The 15,594-nt window shown below is 51.3% G+C and carries 13 protein-coding genes; 6 read left to right on the top strand and 7 right to left on the bottom strand.

The features are described from left to right. Window positions 1–529 precede the first annotated feature (529 nt). Window positions 530–1,048 carry a hypothetical protein gene (locus tag AC5JO6_RS25725; RefSeq protein ID WP_496083930.1) on the top strand — a complete coding sequence of 173 codons (519 nt, stop codon included), beginning with the start codon at window positions 530–532 and terminating at the stop codon, window positions 1,046–1,048. A 592-nt stretch (window positions 1,049–1,640) separates the two neighbouring features. Next, window positions 1,641–2,264 carry a precorrin-8X methylmutase gene (locus AC5JO6_RS25720; protein ID WP_496083888.1) on the top strand — a complete coding sequence of 208 codons (624 nt, stop codon included), beginning with the start codon at window positions 1,641–1,643 and terminating at the stop codon, window positions 2,262–2,264. Window positions 2,265–2,316: 52 nt separating this feature from the next. On the opposite strand, the gene AC5JO6_RS25715 is transcribed toward AC5JO6_RS25720, so the two are convergent. Together AC5JO6_RS25715 and AC5JO6_RS25710 are read right to left on the bottom strand one after the other, a co-directional pair. Then, complete coding sequence (locus tag AC5JO6_RS25715) at window positions 2,317–3,093, bottom strand: DUF8619 family protein (RefSeq protein ID WP_496083929.1); 777 nt, start codon at window positions 3,091–3,093, stop codon at window positions 2,317–2,319. Window positions 3,094–3,250: 157 nt separating this feature from the next. Next, complete coding sequence (locus AC5JO6_RS25710) at window positions 3,251–4,105, bottom strand: TPM domain-containing protein (RefSeq protein WP_496083887.1); 855 nt, start codon at window positions 4,103–4,105, stop codon at window positions 3,251–3,253. Between the two features lie 205 nt (window positions 4,106–4,310). Here AC5JO6_RS25710 and AC5JO6_RS25705 point away from each other — a divergent pair, with 205 nt between their 5' ends. Further along, the gene (locus AC5JO6_RS25705; protein WP_496083886.1) at window positions 4,311–5,474 is read left to right on the top strand and encodes a cysteine desulfurase family protein; all 1,164 of its coding nucleotides are present in this window, start codon (window positions 4,311–4,313) and stop codon (window positions 5,472–5,474) included. A gap of 95 nt (window positions 5,475–5,569) precedes the next feature. Here the strand turns inward: AC5JO6_RS25705 and AC5JO6_RS25700 are convergent, their stop codons facing one another. After that, window positions 5,570–5,725 (bottom strand): hypothetical protein, encoded by a 156-nt coding sequence (locus tag AC5JO6_RS25700; RefSeq protein WP_496083885.1) that lies wholly within the window; start codon window positions 5,723–5,725, stop codon window positions 5,570–5,572. A gap of 240 nt (window positions 5,726–5,965) precedes the next feature. On the opposite strand from AC5JO6_RS25700, the gene AC5JO6_RS25695 reads away from it, so the two are divergent. Both AC5JO6_RS25695 and AC5JO6_RS25690 read left to right on the top strand, forming a co-directional pair. Further along, a complete protein-coding gene (locus tag AC5JO6_RS25695; RefSeq protein ID WP_496083884.1) occupies window positions 5,966–6,820 on the top strand; it encodes an alpha/beta fold hydrolase in 855 nt (284 codons plus the stop codon). Window positions 6,821–6,893: 73 nt separating this feature from the next. After that, window positions 6,894–8,060 carry a serine/threonine protein kinase gene (locus AC5JO6_RS25690; RefSeq protein WP_496083883.1) on the top strand — a complete coding sequence of 389 codons (1,167 nt, stop codon included), beginning with the start codon at window positions 6,894–6,896 and terminating at the stop codon, window positions 8,058–8,060. Between the two features lie 119 nt (window positions 8,061–8,179). Here the strand turns inward: AC5JO6_RS25690 and AC5JO6_RS25685 are convergent, their stop codons facing one another. From AC5JO6_RS25685 to AC5JO6_RS25670, 4 genes are all read right to left on the bottom strand, one after another. Next, on the bottom strand, window positions 8,180–8,587 hold the full coding sequence (locus AC5JO6_RS25685; RefSeq protein ID WP_496083882.1) for a C6orf136 family protein: 408 nt from the start codon (window positions 8,585–8,587) through the stop codon (window positions 8,180–8,182). Further along, window positions 8,577–9,698 (bottom strand): M23 family metallopeptidase, encoded by a 1,122-nt coding sequence (locus AC5JO6_RS25680; RefSeq protein WP_496083881.1) that lies wholly within the window; start codon window positions 9,696–9,698, stop codon window positions 8,577–8,579. Before AC5JO6_RS25680 ends, AC5JO6_RS25685 begins: the two co-directional genes overlap by 11 nt. A gap of 76 nt (window positions 9,699–9,774) precedes the next feature. Beyond that, window positions 9,775–11,775, bottom strand: a complete 2,001-nt coding sequence (locus AC5JO6_RS25675) for a TolC family protein (protein WP_496083880.1) — start codon at window positions 11,773–11,775, stop codon at window positions 9,775–9,777. Between the two features lie 384 nt (window positions 11,776–12,159). Continuing rightward, complete coding sequence (locus AC5JO6_RS25670; RefSeq protein ID WP_496083879.1) at window positions 12,160–14,088, bottom strand: alpha-amylase family glycosyl hydrolase; 1,929 nt, start codon at window positions 14,086–14,088, stop codon at window positions 12,160–12,162. 176 nt (window positions 14,089–14,264) lie between these two features. Here AC5JO6_RS25670 and AC5JO6_RS25665 point away from each other — a divergent pair, with 176 nt between their 5' ends. Then, on the top strand, window positions 14,265–15,488 hold the full coding sequence (locus AC5JO6_RS25665; protein WP_496083878.1) for a DUF790 family protein: 1,224 nt from the start codon (window positions 14,265–14,267) through the stop codon (window positions 15,486–15,488). Window positions 15,489–15,594: the final 106 nt, after the last annotated feature.

The following is a 15,594-nucleotide window of genomic DNA, read 5'->3' as shown; positions in this document are numbered from 1 at the left end:
GAAATCTGATTATCTCTAGCGTGAACATCACTGATGCAACCCTTAAACCGAGACTTGATAGAATTACCTAAAGCTTGAGTCATCTCAGAGTCAGGCTCATGGCTAGAGAAGAAGTAGATATCCATAGGTTAAAATTGAGTGAAGGTAAAGTTCGCTGTGCCTTGTGAGCAAAATCTATCAGAACTATTCGACATCTCAGGCTTCGGCTTAAGCAATCATTAAATGAATATTTCTCGTATTTATAGCTTTATCTTGCAACAATACTTAAAATTACTCATCGGCTCAGAGATATATTTTGAGACTGTTTAAATTGCATACTTGCGGTCATAGAAGTGTTTAGAACTAGGCGTGAGTATTCTATATTTAAAGATGCAGTTTAAATCTAAACGCTGTCTCAACACTCACTAAACGCATTCCAACTGCTGCTACAGTGTCTCACCTCAAGTTAGTATTGTGTCAGCACTACAGCCCAAACAGCGGCACGATCGCTCCATCAGGAGAATCGCTCTGCACCACTCCTGAACGCTTCATGCTTATTAAATCTTCGGTTTATCTGCCCTTTCCACGATCGCTCGTTTACGCTACTTACCGCGATAAGTTGGTCGATCTGGTTCCTTTTCTGTCTAACGTTCGGCAGGTTGAAGTGAAGTCTCGTCAAGAAAAAGCAGGACTGCTTTACCTGGTTAACATCTGGCATGGCGGCGGCGAAATTCCCGCACTGGCACGCGCGATTCTCAGTGAAGCAATGCTGTCTTGGACGGATCACGCAACCTGGAACGACGCTAAATTCACAACCGATTGGCGCATTGAAACCCATGCCTTTACTGAAGCAGTTCACTGTGCTGGTAGGAACTGCTTTGTGGAAGAAGGGAATGGTACTCGCATTGACTGTTTGGGTGAGCTAGCGATCGATCCTAACAAAACTGGCGTTCCGTGGTTTGTTTCGGGTAAGGTGGCGCAGACGGTTGAGGATTTTCTCAGCAAAAAAATTGAACCTAACTTGTTGCAAGTGAGCGAGGGCGTGCGTCACTATTTGGAGCGATCGTAGAAGGGTAGAATCCAGCCTTTATAAAGCTACGTTTAAGGACAAACGGTTGCTGCTAGCGATCTCTAAAGCCGCGTTAATTCACTACCCTAAGTAGCTGGGTGAAATTAAACGTAGGATGTGTTAAGCATAGCCGTAACGCATCAAAACCTTTAGCAGCATGGGTTACGCTTCACTTTTCTTGAATGCCGAAGGCTATACCCATCCTACGCAGATTTTATATTTAGTTGAACCTTCCTACTTAGTCGTATTTGTGAACTTTAAGCGACAAGTTCAAACTCATAAAATACCTTGAACGAATCTCGGCGACTAAACGCTTATTCCTAAATAAGTGTTAGCTAACTGGTTCATTGTAAGGACGGTGTCCCTTCAGCCTTACTGCAACGTGGCGATCCGGTTTGAATGATGAGAATGGCGCTGTATGAGCGGTCAGCAATTAGCGGTCAGCAAAAAAGCTGACCGCTAACTAATTCAGTCTTGCTCACAAATGATTCAGGACTGCTATAGATACAGCGATCGCGTAAATTGTCGCCATTTTGGTCTGGCAAGTGTAGGCTAATTACCACAGGGCAAATATTTTTCAGAAAGGGTTGCGATGGAATGGCACACAACGGACGCTCAAAGTCTGGCGATTATCGATCGCGAGATTGGTGAACACATCTTCTCACCAGCCGAATATGAACTTGTGCGACGGGTCATCTACGCAACGGCTGATTTTGAATATAAGTCGCTGGTGCGCTTCTCAGACGCAGCGCTACAGTCTGGAGCGGCGGCTCTTGCAGCCCGTAGCACGATCGTAGTAGATGTGCCGATGGTGCAAGTGGGTATCACGACCAACATTCAGAATACCTTTGCCAACCCGGTCTATTGCAGTATGGAAGCGCTGACCCGTCCGCAAAAGGAAAAGACTCGTGCTGCGTGGGGCATTGAAACGTTAGCTCGACGCTACCCAGAAGGCGTTTTTGTGGTGGGTCAGGCACAAACAGCACTCACTGCATTAGTCGATTTGATTGAGGCAGAAGAGATTCGCCCAGCGCTGATTATTGCGACTCCTTCTGGGTTTATCGATGTGGAAACGGCAAAGGAGCGGTTAGCAGATTCACTGATTCCACACATTCGGATTGCTGGACGCAAAGGTAGCGCTGTTGTAGCTGCCGCGATCGTCAACGGCTTGGTTGACCTGGCATGGCAAGCCTACGGGCGCGAACAGAAGGGGTGACGTAACGTGCATTGCAGGGGCTTCACTAGCAGTTCCAGCAGCACACTCCTTTTTACCAGTCGATCGAGGGTCGGCTACGCGGCGATCGCCGACGAGGGCGACGGCTTAGCTCGATCGCGCCACCACCACTGTCATACCGCTCTTGTGAGGGCAGGTCAGGCTCTGGTTCAAACTGGTTGCTACGGTTGCGTGCATTTAGTCTGCGGCTGACTTCAACAAACGACTCATGCAGCAATAGCGGGTAATCACTGACCCAAATGTTGTGACTGGGAACATAAATATCTGAAGTTTTGCTAATGCGACCCAGATCGCCTCGGTTAGACATCACTAGCATCTCTGCCGCATCGCCGATCGCGATCGCCTGATGGTAGCGCTTCAGCGGCACCTGTAGACGACTCGTAAAGCCCGTCTCATCACCCACCACTAAGTTCAAGCGGCGCTCACGGTTTTCAACAATGACCAACTCGCCGCGCTCATTGACCGTTTCCTCTTTGCCAATCAGTTCCTCTGTGGCATAGACATCAACCACTTCGCCTTGCCAAAAACCACTGTAGGGATATTTGCGCGCCTCAATATTTTTCAGGCTCGACCACAGTACGGGTCCCCACAGCCAATACAGCCCAACGACAATGCCGAGCAAAAAACGAATGAAGCCAAAGCTCTCGCCCAGAAGACCACCCAGCAATAAGACGATCGTCACGCCCACAAGCGAAACCAGCAAGCGTAGCAGCAACGCGGGAAACTTTCCCCAGCAGTAGACGTATTGCGGACCTGTAGCCACCGCGGGAATCAAATTTTCAAACGTCTTACGGGTAAGTGGAATGAGCATGGGTGTGGTGAATAGGCACGATCGCGGATAACGAACTGCTATGAGCCTAACATTAGACATCTCGATCAGCCTACTGAGTGACGGTCAGCTATCAGCTATCAGCTATCAGCGTTCCTTTGAGCTGACGGCTGATAGCTGACTGCTAGAGCCATACTCCTTAAGCGTCTGATGAAGGAGTGCGGCTGAGCACAGGCACCAGAAAGGCAGCCAGCGCACCCACCACAAAGCCAGCAATATTACGGAACAGCGGTAGCCAATCAGAGGTACGGGTGACGACAGGACCAATGCCAAAGGCAATGAAGAGAATGCCCCATAGCGGCGAGAAAATCAGCGCCCACTGCCACGCTACAATCTGTCCTTCTTTACGCGGCTTGGCGGCAAAACCACACACCACACCGCCCACGATCGACGTAATGAGGGTAAGAATCCACTGCTCTGGAGGCAAACCAGGCACTACCAGACAGCCACCTCGACGCAGGCATAGCTTGATCGACTCTAGTGCTTCTAAAATCGATTGGTCTTCACCATGTTCACGCACAAAGAACTGATTGCCAAAACGGGTCTGCAATTCAATCCAGAAGGTACGCGGCATCAGCGGGTAAAAGTCATCCCCAACGCTGAAGTTAAGGAGATTGCCTCCGCGTGGATCAGCCACAAGCAGGACACTGTGGTCATCGAGTCCCCAATAGTCTTTGACCGCAATGCCTGGTGTCCGCTCAAACTGAGTCAGCACCCGTAGCTTCCACCCGGTTTCTGCCTCGAAGCGTTCCAAATCTTTCGCCAGCGTTGCTTCCTGTTCACCCGTCAGCGCTTTTGCTAAGTCGATAATGGGCGTTTGCACGTCTGGTAATAACTCTGGGTTGTTGAAGGCGTAGGCGGCTGAACGCGTCAAACCGTTGAGCGGACAGACCCAGAGGCAGACAGCTAGTAAAAGAACGGCTGTGCAATGCAAGAGTTGTTTGACTTGAGGCTGTAGCGATCGCCCTGTAACAAAAGCATGAGAAATGGACATGGGAAATATTAGCTGGCTGTAAGAATTGACGGATGAAAAGCGTAATCTTTCTTTACACTCTTTAATCTTATCTCTCATCTTAGGAAGGTAAAGGATTGCCGTCAATCACTCACGGGTAAAACTATGGTGCACTGTGTCACGATCGCTGACTGCAGAAGCGATCGCCTAGACTATGAGAATCTGCGACATGACTTGAGAGGTTCGCATGGCTCAGCGCCCAATCTACTTAGACTGTAATGCCACAACGCCCGTTGATCAGCGTGTGCTGGCTGCCATGCTTCCTTACTTTACAGAGCACTTTGGTAACGCCGCGAGTGTCAACCACCTCTACGGTTGGGAAGCTGAAGCCGCTGTGCAGCAAGCGAGAGAGACCTTAGCCGCCGCGATCGAGGCACAGCCAGAAGAGCTTGTGTTTACCAGTGGTGCGACTGAGGCAAACAACCTGGCAATCAAAGGTGTAGCAGAGGCATACATTAGCAAGGGGCGACACATTATCACCGTTGCCACTGAGCATAGTGCGGTGCTTGATCCCTGCCGCTATCTGCAAGCTTTGGGCTTTGAAGTAACGGTGCTGTCTGTGCAACAGGATGGACTGCTCGCCTTGACAACTTTAGAGCAAGCGCTGCGATCGGATACGATCCTGGTGTCTGTGATGGCAGCCAACAACGAGATTGGGGTCTTACAGCCGTTAGCCGCGATCGGGGCACTCTGTCGCGCCCATCAGGTGCTGTTTCATACAGACGCAGCACAGGCGATCGGCAAAATTCCTCTCGACGTAGAGGCGATGCAGATTGATCTGATGTCGCTGACTGCCCACAAAGTGTATGGACCGAAAGGCATTGGCGCTCTGTACGTGCGGCGACGCAGCCCTAGAGTCCAGTTGGCACCCCAACTGCATGGTGGTGGACACGAGCGCGGGCTGCGATCGGGCACACTGCCAACCCCTCAATTAGTCGGTTTTGCGAAAGCCGTCGAGTTAGCCATTGGAGACATGCCGAGTGAAACTGAGCGGGTGACACGACTACGCGATCGCCTCTGGCAAAAGCTGAACGTGCTGGATGGAGTGCAGTTGAACGGTCATGCGACTCAACGGTTAGGCGGAAATTTGAACATCAGCGTTGCAGGCATTGACGGACAAGCGTTGCTGTTGGGGTTACAGCCTGTGGTTGCGGTTTCTTCTGGTTCTGCCTGCTCATCTGTTAAAACGGCACCATCCCATGTTTTACAAGCCCTGGGGCAATCAGATGCCCTTGCCTATGCATCGATACGATTTGGGATTGGACGGTTCAATACAATAGCGGAGATCGATCGGGTCGCAGAGTGCGCGATCGCGACGATTCGATCGTTGCGTCAGGTTGCTACCGTTTGAAGCATCCGCCACAGCACAGGTGTAGCAACAGAAAAGGGTTCCCTCATGAGGGAACCCTTTTCTACACAAATTAAATGCAGGCAGCAAACTGCTGCTTAGCTCATGCCAGCACTACGAGGTTGGTTCCGCACAGCCGCTTCGCTAGAAACGCCAATTTCGGCAGCCATACGGCTCAAGGCAGACTGTTCACGGTTTTTAGCAACGTGCTGATGGCGGGACATTAAAGCGCGTGCTTGATCTTGGGTAGACATGATTTAATTTCCTTCTTTTTTATTTATTGCTCCTGACTACCAATATAACAGAAAATTCTGTATCTAAAGCTACAAAAAGTGAGTTTGATAAAACTTTACGTCCTCCATTGTTGCCGCAATCGGCGAACAAGCTTCACACCAAGCGTCTCTCTCGACAGCAAGACAGAACTGTATGGCAACTTGCTCTACGATCCCGTCAGGCGGTAAGCTCAGACGACAGAACGTAGCGTAGAAAATATTGTGGCAACAGGCGATAACTGGATTGAGGTCGGCAAACTGACATGGTTTTATCGCGAAGCGCTGCCGCTCAACAGTAGCGATCGCGTGCCCGTGGTATTGCTGCATGGCATTCCAGCCCAGAGCTATAGCTGGCGCAAAATTCTACCAACTTTGGCAAATCAAGGCTTTCGAGCGATCGCGCCTGACTGGATTGGCTCTGGCTTTTCGGCGCAGCCCGATCGGCGCGATTTTGCCTACACTCCAGAGGCATTTCTCGAAGCGCTGGAGGCGTTTCTCCAAGCCATGAACATTGAGCGGTTTACGCTCGTTGTACAAGGGTTTTTGGGTTCCGTTGGGCTGCAATATGCGCTGCGCCACCCAGAGCAGATCGATCGTCTCGCCATTCTCAACGCACCCTTAACGACAGCCGCAAAACTGCCCTGGAAGCTGCGGCAATTGGGCATACCGCTGGTGGGCGACATGATGACGCAAGATCCACTGTTAGTCGATCGTGCCCTGGAAGGTGCTGGTGGCTATCGCGTTGAAGACGCTGATCTCGATATTTACCGACGACCATTTTTGAGAAGTTCTGACGCAGGGCGGGCGCTGCTGGCAACGATTCAGAATCTACAGCTTCAACAGGTGACAGCAGAAATCGAAGCAGGCTTTCAGCAGTGGAAGCAACCTATACTGGTGGCGTGGGGTATGCGTGATCCGTGGCTACGGCTAGACATCGCCAAACAGTTCACCCATGCCCTCCCTGATGCAGAGTTGGTAGAGCTAGAAGAAGTGGGGCATTACCCTCAAGAAGATTGGCACGAAAAAGTTAGCGATGCGCTGCTGCCCTTTCTCCGCCGCCATCACGCTGAACCCTGAATACCCTCAAATATCCCGTTGCGGAACGGCGTTAGGGGGGTTATAACCAACCTATAAGCACTGGTAATAGACGATGGCTGGTCAGATACTGGGCGATCGCTACGAAGTAGAACGACAGATTGGTAAACAAACTGGGCGCTGGACACTGCTTGCCCGTGACACGACTACGCAAGAGCGGGTTGTGATCAAGCTCCTGTTTTTGGATGAGGCGCTTGAATGGGATGATCTGAAGCTCTTCGAGCGCGAGGTGGAGACCCTCAAGTCCCTTTCGCATCCGTCGATCCCGCGCTATCTGGGCTTTTTTGAACATCAACTGCCCAACGATAAGGCGCTTGCGCTCATCCAAACCTACGTTGAAGGCAAATCGCTAGAGCAATGTTTACAAGAACAGCGGCTTTTTACAGAAGCAGAAACGAAACAGCTTGCTAAAGCACTACTGCACATTCTCATCTATCTGCATGGGCAACAGCCACCGATCGTGCATCGAGACATCAAGCCCAGCAACATTCTGCTGGCAAACCGTCAGGCTTACTTAGTCGATTTTGGCTCGGTTAAATCGCTGAAAAATAGCGGCGACACCAGCGCTTTTACAGTGGTCGGCACCTATGGTTACATGCCGCCTGAACAATTTAGTGGACGTGCGATTCCAGCGTCAGACCTTTACAGTTTGGGCGCAACGCTCACGACAATGCTGGCGGGTACACATCCTTCTAGCCTGCCGCACAAAGGCATGAAGCTAGACTTTGAGAAAATTGCTAACCTCAGCCCCGCGTATGCAGAATGGCTTGGCTGGTTAACCGATCCGAATCTAGACTATCGGGTGCAGTCAGCTCAAGAAGCGCTTATGGCACTAGAGCAGGGCACTGGAAAACCAAGCGCGATCGCACCCGTAGCCAAGCCCAGTGACACCAAAGTTTTCCTTACCAAAGCGTCTACCAGCCTTGAAATCCTCATGCCATCGATTTTAGGACAAGCCCACCTCCAAATCGACCAGCAGCACATTTCTCTCACTAGCAAACGGTTAGGTTTCCAGTCTGGACGTTCTCAAACATCACTACGCACACAAATTAGTCGGTTAGAGTATCGCAAAGAAAGCGAACAGGGCAATGCTGAACCTCACCTTGCGGTTTGGGCTGGCACCCAGAAATATGAACTCCGAAGTAATCCGCCGTTGACAATACCAGAGTTAGACTGGCTGGCGTACGAGCTTTCCACCTGGTTGAAGCTACCGATTACTTGAGAAGTGATCAGCTATCAGCTATCAGCTTTTAAGCATGACGAGAGGCTTTGGCAGTGGAGTGGAGGAAAAAGCTGTCTTCTCCTCATGGCTGAGCGCTGACCGCTGATAGCTGACCGCTCTTAGCCCGCCTGAACAAACTGCCTCAAAATGGCTCCAGGCGATCGATCCCAGGTGTCAACGTGCGTTCTGATCAAGCCATCCGGGTTCAGCGTATAGATTGAATAACCGTTGAAAAAAAGCTTTGCCTTCCAGGGCAGTCGCAAGGTGCCGCGTACAGTCCAATCGGCACGAATGGTTTCTGGAGAGGCTTGGTGAGCGTTGTGCAGGTCAAAATGAAGGTCAGTGAAGAAGAGGCGACCATGAAACCGCAGCGTCCAGAAGATGATGCGGTAGTTGAACTTGCCCTTGAACCGATTCACGGGATCGCTAAACTCAACGTCTCGACTGTAGATGTCGTAGGAAAGATCACGCTCAAACAGCGTTGGTAACTCGTGCTGAAGGGTTGCGATCGTTCGTTCAACCTGCATCTGCCGCACTGTTTGGCTTTTTCAGATCCTCTCGTTGGCTAAGCTTCTTCAGTTCCTCTACTTGCAACGTAATGTCGCCCTTAGCACCCACATTTACAGCGCCAAGACGACCACCCAAGCCCAGTCCTGCCCCCGTAGCTTGAGCAAAGTCAAACGATTTCACCAATTGTGCCAGGGCATATTCCAACTGCGCGCCAGGATCCATTGCAACCCATCCCTCTGCGGTCAGTTGGCGAAACTCAAAGTGCAGGTGTGGTCCAGTCGATAACCCTGTGCTGCCGACTCTTCCAATGACCATTCCTTGTTTCACCCATTCACCGGGCTTCACAAAAATTTCGGATAAGTGCCCATAAAGCGTTTGCTGAGTGCCTTTGTTGTGCTCGACGGCAACAGCTAAGCCATAACCGCCCAGAAAATCAGCCAAGGCTACTTTACCCGCATAGGCTGCAAGGACGGGCGTTCCCATGGGTGCGCCTAGATCAGTACCTGAGTGAAAGCGTTGCCCGCCCTCAATAGGATGTGTACGCCAACCAAAGAGAGAGGTAATGGGCGCTGGAATCGAGAGGGGAAAAATGAGACGAATATTACCATTGCTCAAGATTGCGGGTGGGCGCAAGGTGCGGTAATAGTAGTCCTTCACAGAAGGGACGGCACGACCAGACGTGACGTTGTAATCAACGACGGCTGTCGAACCAACATTAAGCGGTGACGCTACATTCGGCAGTTGGGGTCGCCGAGCAACACTGCCGCTCGGCTCCGTTGCACCAATGTTGTAACTAGTGGAATCAATGTAGCGATCGTCTGCACCACTAGCAGCGGTTGGCGCTACGACTTTAAGGTCAGTGCTGAGCGGCGCTTCTACCGTTGGAAACGCCTCTGGTGCAGCAGGCGCGATCGCGCTGGGCGGAGCGGAAGACGGCTGAGGGGTTTCTAAGCTTGAAGGAGGTGTAGTGCTTTCGGGAGCAGACTCCACGACCAGATCAGCGGACTGTGCCCAGACGGTGCCACCACTGAGAATAGCAACGGCGCTAACAACGCTCATTCCCTGGCTTAGGAGCGATCGACGAGAAGCGTCAGAGAGAAAACGGGCGACAGTGACGTGGGAAAGCATGGTGAGATCCTTATGTCTAGCAAACCGAAAGAGGACGGGGTGAAGCTTCAGCTTCATGGTAAACAAAGAAGAACCATTAAGGTGTGCTGTTAGAAGGAGGAGTGGTGGTGCTAGGCGTAGCGCCTGGGGGTGTTGTTGGCGGTGTAGTCCCAGGAGTCGTTGTGCTGGGCACTAAGGGGGTGGCTGGCGTGCCACCTGGAGGTGATGCCAGACTGGGAGTGGTGGCACCGGTCGGAATGGGCAGATGGGTCACTGCACGTTCGAGGGTCGCTAACGATCGGTTATAGCCGATAATCGCATTGACCCGATTACCCTCAGCCGTCGTTAAAGCATTTTCAGCGTTGATCGTATCGGTTGAGGTGCCAACCCCAGCCTGAAAGCGCAAGCGCGCTAGGCGAAGTGCTTCTTGTGCCTGACCCAAGGCTCTCGTCGTGGTGCCAATATTCTCAAAGTTGGAGAGCAAGTTAGCGTACCCTTGCTCAACGGCGAACCGCACCTGGTTGCTTTGATCGGCAAAGTTTTGCTCTGCGATCGCAATGTTTGCTTCTGCCTGTTGTGCTTGAGCCACTGATGCGCCACCGTCATATAAGTTCCAGTTCACGCCTAATTGAAAAGCATACCCATCCCCAATGCGAGAGTCATCGTCTAAAATATCTGACAACTGATACTGTGCTTGCGCGGTAACGGTAGGACCTAAGCCTGCCAAAGCGGCTCGCCGTTGCTGCTGCGCTTGTTCTCGCTGCACAAGCTGCTGTTCCAGCTCTGCCCGGTTTTTTAGCGCCAGAACGATGCTTTCTTCCAGCGACAGGTTCCATTCGCCTGCAACATCAACCGGGTCAGCCGCCGCCAGGTCGATCGCGGGTGAAAGACTCAATCGTTGCGCGAGCTGTCGCCGACTGATCTGCTGTTGCGCAATGGCGTTCGTCAGGTTCTGACGTGAGTTTGCCAACTGCACCTCAGATTGTAGAACGTCAAAGCGAGTGCCTAAGCCTGCCCGCTCCAATGCTTGCGTATCGCGCAGACTGGCTTCGTTATTTCGCACCGATGACTGTTGAATCCGCACCGACTCATCGCTCTGCTGCAAGTTGTAGTAATCGCCTGCAACATCCAGCCTCAGTTGCTCTTGACTGATCTCAACTTGAAGTTCATCCGAGCGTAGCTGCCTCTCAGCGGCTCGAATATTAGCTGGGCGTTGACCAGAGGTAAAAATGTCATAGCTCAGCGTTGCTGATGCACTAAAGGCATTACTGATCGCACTCTCATCGTTACTGCTGCCACCCAACAGCTCAGACAGCGCGTTGTTTTGGTTGCGACCGCTGTTGGCAGACAGTGAACGGCTGAGCGTGCTTTGAACACTTAATGTTGGGAAGCTCGCCGCCTGAGACTGGCGCAAGGCTGCCTTACTGCGTTCTAACTGTAAGCGAGTCACCTGTAGACTTCGGTTGTTGCGCTGTGCCAACTCGATCGCCTGTTGTAACGTGATCGGCTGAATGCCCCGCAGCTTTACTTCCTCTGGTTTCGTCGGGAAGCTTAATGGATTCGGGTCGGGGTTCAGGTATTCTGGCGCAATACCGGGCTTAGCAGGTCCCAGTGGTCTAGAAGGACCGGGGTCTGGCGTTGAAAGGGGAGGCTGCGTTGTCGTCGGAGCCTGTTGTTGAGAGCTAGAAGGTAGAGGCGCAAGGTTCGGTGTAGTGGAGGGATTTGTCTGCGCGATCACAGCCTTTTTAGGCTCTGGTATGATCGCCACAGAGGGGTTAAATTTGCTTGACGGCGCGATCGCGGTCGTTCTTTGCGCCACACTTGTCTGAGCGTTTCGCCGACTAAACTCAGGCGCGATCGCGGTCAGTGCAATATTTTCGGTCGGAACTATCTTGGACTTTACTATCCTTGGCTGGTCGAGAGATGCTGCTTCTACAGAGGCTGTAGATTCTTGCAGGGAGAAAGGCTGTAGTAGCTCATCGGCGTTAGGAATGGCTGGGGAGTGACTGGGGAGTGGCTCCGATAAGCCCGGTGGCGCATTACCGAAAGCAACTAAAACTCCCACACCCACAACAATTAAATGACGAGAAGGTTGCATACGTTTCTTACTTGCAAGCGAAAAAACTTGGTTGATGGCACCGATCGAGGAGCAACCTTATGCAGAATAGCTGCTTGATCGTCAAATTGGCAAAGCCATCGTTCAAAATACAAAGCCATTTGACAAAAAGCCATCGCTTCAGGAGTGTACTGTACTAACGCTAACTAAAAGCAGACTCAACAACTGACCATCAGCCTGGCCACCGAAACCCCTTAGCTAAGAGGGCTTTTAGGAAAACAAGACGATGTCATAACCTTGGACTAACACTACGGGCAAGTGGTTCACTACTACTTCATCCACTAGCGTCACCTAACCGGGTGAAATAAAGATCTCTTATCAAGCTATGCGCCAAGAACTTGATTGTTTTAAGAGAGCCAGCCCACTTTAAGATTCGGGACCAGATGCCCAGAGATCTCGCCATTTGACGGTGCCTTCGCTGGCAATGACCCAGCGACGCGCGACCAGGTTTTCTCGCAGCGGTGATTGCCCCTCGCGCCACATTGCATACTTATAGGTGATCATTTTGCCAGCGCTTTCCTCAAAAGGAATTTCACCAAACCAGGTGTTGGTATTGATGTATTCCAGTGGGTACGCCTTGGCGATGTCCCATTTCCCCAGTTCAGGGCAATCGCCTGTGACGACGATCGTTTCTCCAGGCTGAGTCTCGACACCGTTCAACTGTACGCGCACGATCGTCTGCCCTTTGATGCGTCCTCCGACATGGCTGATGATGATCGCGCTACGGGTGGGAAGTGCCAAACGTTGAATCTTGTTGTCACTGACCTCAAATTTGTTGCGGGTCAGCACGCAGGTATGTTCGCCATCAGGTAGCTCAGTATCGACATCTTCGATCGTCGTTGCCTCACCGCGATTGAGCGCGACAAAACAGATGGAGTCGCGGTAGCGTCGGGCATAGCAATAGACATCGGGTGTCAGGTGCTTTTGCCAATGTCCACCCATTGAGACAGCAGGATTCAGGCGGCGCAGACCTGAGAGTAGGCGAATCGAACGATACAGTTCCGTCTCAGTGTCCCAGCTAACCATCATGGGGCGATTGTAAGGATCGTTGCCGCCATCGGTATCGTCGTGGAGATACTGCTCGGTGCCGTAGTAGATACAGGGAATACCGCGACTGGTCATGATGAGGGCGATCGCAACAGACAGCATTTCGGGGTCAGGGTTCAAGCTCTGGAACCGGGGCATGTCGTGGTTGTCAATGAACGTCACCAGTTCGTTTGCCCCAAAATAGCGATGATCCAGGTCAAAAATAGCCTGAATGAGCTGAAAGCCGTCGTCTGCCCCTTGTGCCAGTGCTGCACGAATGGCAACGCATAGCCCAAAGTCGAGCAAGGTCATGCCAGAACGGTTCACAAATTCGACGGATTGATCATCAGCGGGATGGCTATAAATCCATTCGCCAAAAATAAAGACATCCGGTCGATGCGCCTGAATATCGGCGTTGAACTCCTGCCAGAACCAAATCGGCATGTGTTTGACGGTATCGACGCGCAGGGCATCGACACCGCGATCGAGCCACTGTTTGATGGCACTTTTAATGTAATCGCGGTAGTCGCTATTGTTTTCGTTAAAAGTTGCCAGCCCCGCGAGTTCGCGGTTCTGCATTTGCCACTCGTCTTCCCAGTCCGTGATTTCGCCGTAGTGGTGATACCAGTTATTTTTGTCGTCGTTGAAATCAGCAATTTTGACCCCATCGTCATAAAGCTCACCTTTTTTGCCGCTGAAATCAGGGTTGCTGTGGTTGCAGACGATATCGAGCACGAGCTTCATTTTGCGCTGATGCAACGCTTCAATCAGGCGATCGAAGATCGTATTTTTTTGCTCCTGAGTATTGTTCAACGATGGATCTTCGTCTTTGCCAATGTAGCGAGGATTAAGACGCTTAAAATCTCTTGTCCAATAGCCGTGAATCGCAGCATTATCAACAAAGAGTGCCTCTACTTGCTCAAATAACGGTGTGAGCCAGAGGGCTGTTACACCCATGTTTTTGAGATAATCAAGCTTATCGATCACACCTTGTAGATCGCCACCCCAATACTTGCCCCAGTCTTGCCCCTCCGGATCAAACAGCTCTGGGTTGGGTCCTTCGCTGTTATCAGGATCGCCGTCACAAAAGCGATCGACAACCGCAAAATAAATGGTTTCCTGACGAAATTCAATGTCTCTAGTGTAAAGAAACTCTAGGTCAATCTCACTATCTTGCCTGGGTTCTGCTATCAGTAATTCGACTTCTGTTTGATGGTCATCCGTTGCGTACTGAGCAGGAGAACCTTGAGAGGGAGGAGTTGCTACCATAGTATGTCTAGAAAGTCCAATATTGAGCAGGGTTAGTCCCTTGGAACAGTTAAGTTCATCAAGTCAACACGAGTTAACCTCGTTTTGTAGAATTTACGATTTGTGTCCTCGTTTGGGTATCTCACTTTGGACAGTATTTTTCAACATTTCGTCCGTCTAAAGACGTAAAGCTTAAGATGTTGCCTACGGATTTGCTCATGTATCGCTACAGCGGTGAAGAAATCGTGCCCAAACGTTTAGCGATCGGCGGGCAAACGCTGGCGATCGCCAACAGCTTGATTGCTCTCTTCCAAGCTGCAAAAGGTGGCACCAGGGGTGAACTGAAGCGGCAACTGCAAGCGTTAGAGGGTGAAAACACTGACTACAGAATGAAGCGCGGTCTTGCCCATCTACTCACCAGCGAAAGCTTCAGCCACTTTGAAACGATCAGTCCTCTTGATCCCCTGGCACTGCGGCAGCGAGTTTTTGCACTCTCAGCCCAAAAAGCAGGCGGTTCGTCAGCCACTCAGTCAACACTACAGCACCTTGCAGAGTGCCTCAGTCAAGAACTGGGGCACGACGTTTTGCCCACCCAGATTCACGCTGGTCTCTACGCTGACCTGCCCGACAATCAGATTTTGACTCGCTTTGAAGCGCCCACAGCAGAAGCACTACTGCATCGTTACAACCTATCTCAAGTGCAAGGTGTGTTCTACCGCGCCAGCCATATCACGCTGAATGCCCATCGCAACGATCCCGGCGAGTATAAGCTGCTCTTTCGTTACCTCAAGCTCTTTCGGTTGATGACCTACATCGAAGGCGATGCGGATCATGGCTTTACGCTCACGATCGATGGTCCCACCAGCCTCTTCAAACCCAACACACACTATGGCTTGAAGCTAGCAATGCTGTTGCCTGCCTTGCTGCATGTGACTAAATGGAATCTGACCGCCACGCTGCAACAACGGGATCTGTATTCTGGCAAAGTGCGATCGGGTCGCTTTACGCTGAACTCCGACTGCGGTTTGGTTACACACTATCCCCCTGGCAAAACCTACGACAGCATGGTGGAAGAAAGTTTTGTCGATCGCTGGCTGAAAACCAAGACTGACTGGCAGCTAGAGCGCGAAGTCGATCTAATCCCCATCCCCGGCAGTGTCATGATTCCCGATTTTCGCCTCGCTCACCCCGATGGACGTACTTTTTTGCTAGAAATCGTTGGCTACTGGCGACCCGAATATTTGCAGAAAAAATTTTCCCAGGTGCGACAGTCGGGGCGCGATGACCTGATCTTGGCAATTTCAGAACGGCTGAACTTAGAAAAGGCGGGCGTTAAAGTAGACCACCTTCCTGCCAAAGTGGTTTGGTTTAAGGACCAACTAATGCCCAAAACTGTCCTGGCGTTGCTAGAGCAAGCTTAATTAAACAAGAACTCTGGCGCTGCTTCAGCAAAAGCAACACCAGAGCGACATAAACCAACATTCGTTGAGTAGTGCGTAAGTAGCAATCACTTACGCCAGTTGAGAG

Source organism: Tildeniella sp., assembly GCF_059505325.1.
This window is presented reverse-complemented; position numbering and strand designations above follow the sequence as displayed.

Excerpts from the sequence above, each read along its gene's own strand:
- AC5JO6_RS25700 (WP_496083885.1), bottom strand. The coding sequence starts at position 5,725 with ATGTCTACCCAAGATCAAGCACGCGCTTTAATGTCCCGCCATCAGCAC.
- AC5JO6_RS25680 (WP_496083881.1), bottom strand. The coding sequence starts at position 9,698 with ATGCTTTCCCACGTCACTGTCGCCCGTTTTCTCTCTGACGCTTCTCGT.
- AC5JO6_RS25720 (WP_496083888.1), top strand. The coding sequence starts at position 1,641 with ATGGAATGGCACACAACGGACGCTCAAAGTCTGGCGATTATCGATCGC.
- AC5JO6_RS25690 (WP_496083883.1), top strand. The coding sequence starts at position 6,894 with ATGGCTGGTCAGATACTGGGCGATCGCTACGAAGTAGAACGACAGATT.
- AC5JO6_RS25675 (WP_496083880.1), bottom strand. The coding sequence starts at position 11,775 with ATGCAACCTTCTCGTCATTTAATTGTTGTGGGTGTGGGAGTTTTAGTT.
- AC5JO6_RS25665 (WP_496083878.1), top strand. The coding sequence starts at position 14,265 with ATGTTGCCTACGGATTTGCTCATGTATCGCTACAGCGGTGAAGAAATC.
- AC5JO6_RS25710 (WP_496083887.1), bottom strand. The coding sequence starts at position 4,105 with ATGTCCATTTCTCATGCTTTTGTTACAGGGCGATCGCTACAGCCTCAA.
- AC5JO6_RS25685 (WP_496083882.1), bottom strand. The coding sequence starts at position 8,587 with ATGCAGGTTGAACGAACGATCGCAACCCTTCAGCACGAGTTACCAACG.
- AC5JO6_RS25715 (WP_496083929.1), bottom strand. The coding sequence starts at position 3,093 with ATGCTCATTCCACTTACCCGTAAGACGTTTGAAAATTTGATTCCCGCG.
- AC5JO6_RS25705 (WP_496083886.1), top strand. The coding sequence starts at position 4,311 with ATGGCTCAGCGCCCAATCTACTTAGACTGTAATGCCACAACGCCCGTT.
- AC5JO6_RS25670 (WP_496083879.1), bottom strand. The coding sequence starts at position 14,088 with ATGGTAGCAACTCCTCCCTCTCAAGGTTCTCCTGCTCAGTACGCAACG.
- AC5JO6_RS25725 (WP_496083930.1), top strand. The coding sequence starts at position 530 with ATGCTTATTAAATCTTCGGTTTATCTGCCCTTTCCACGATCGCTCGTT.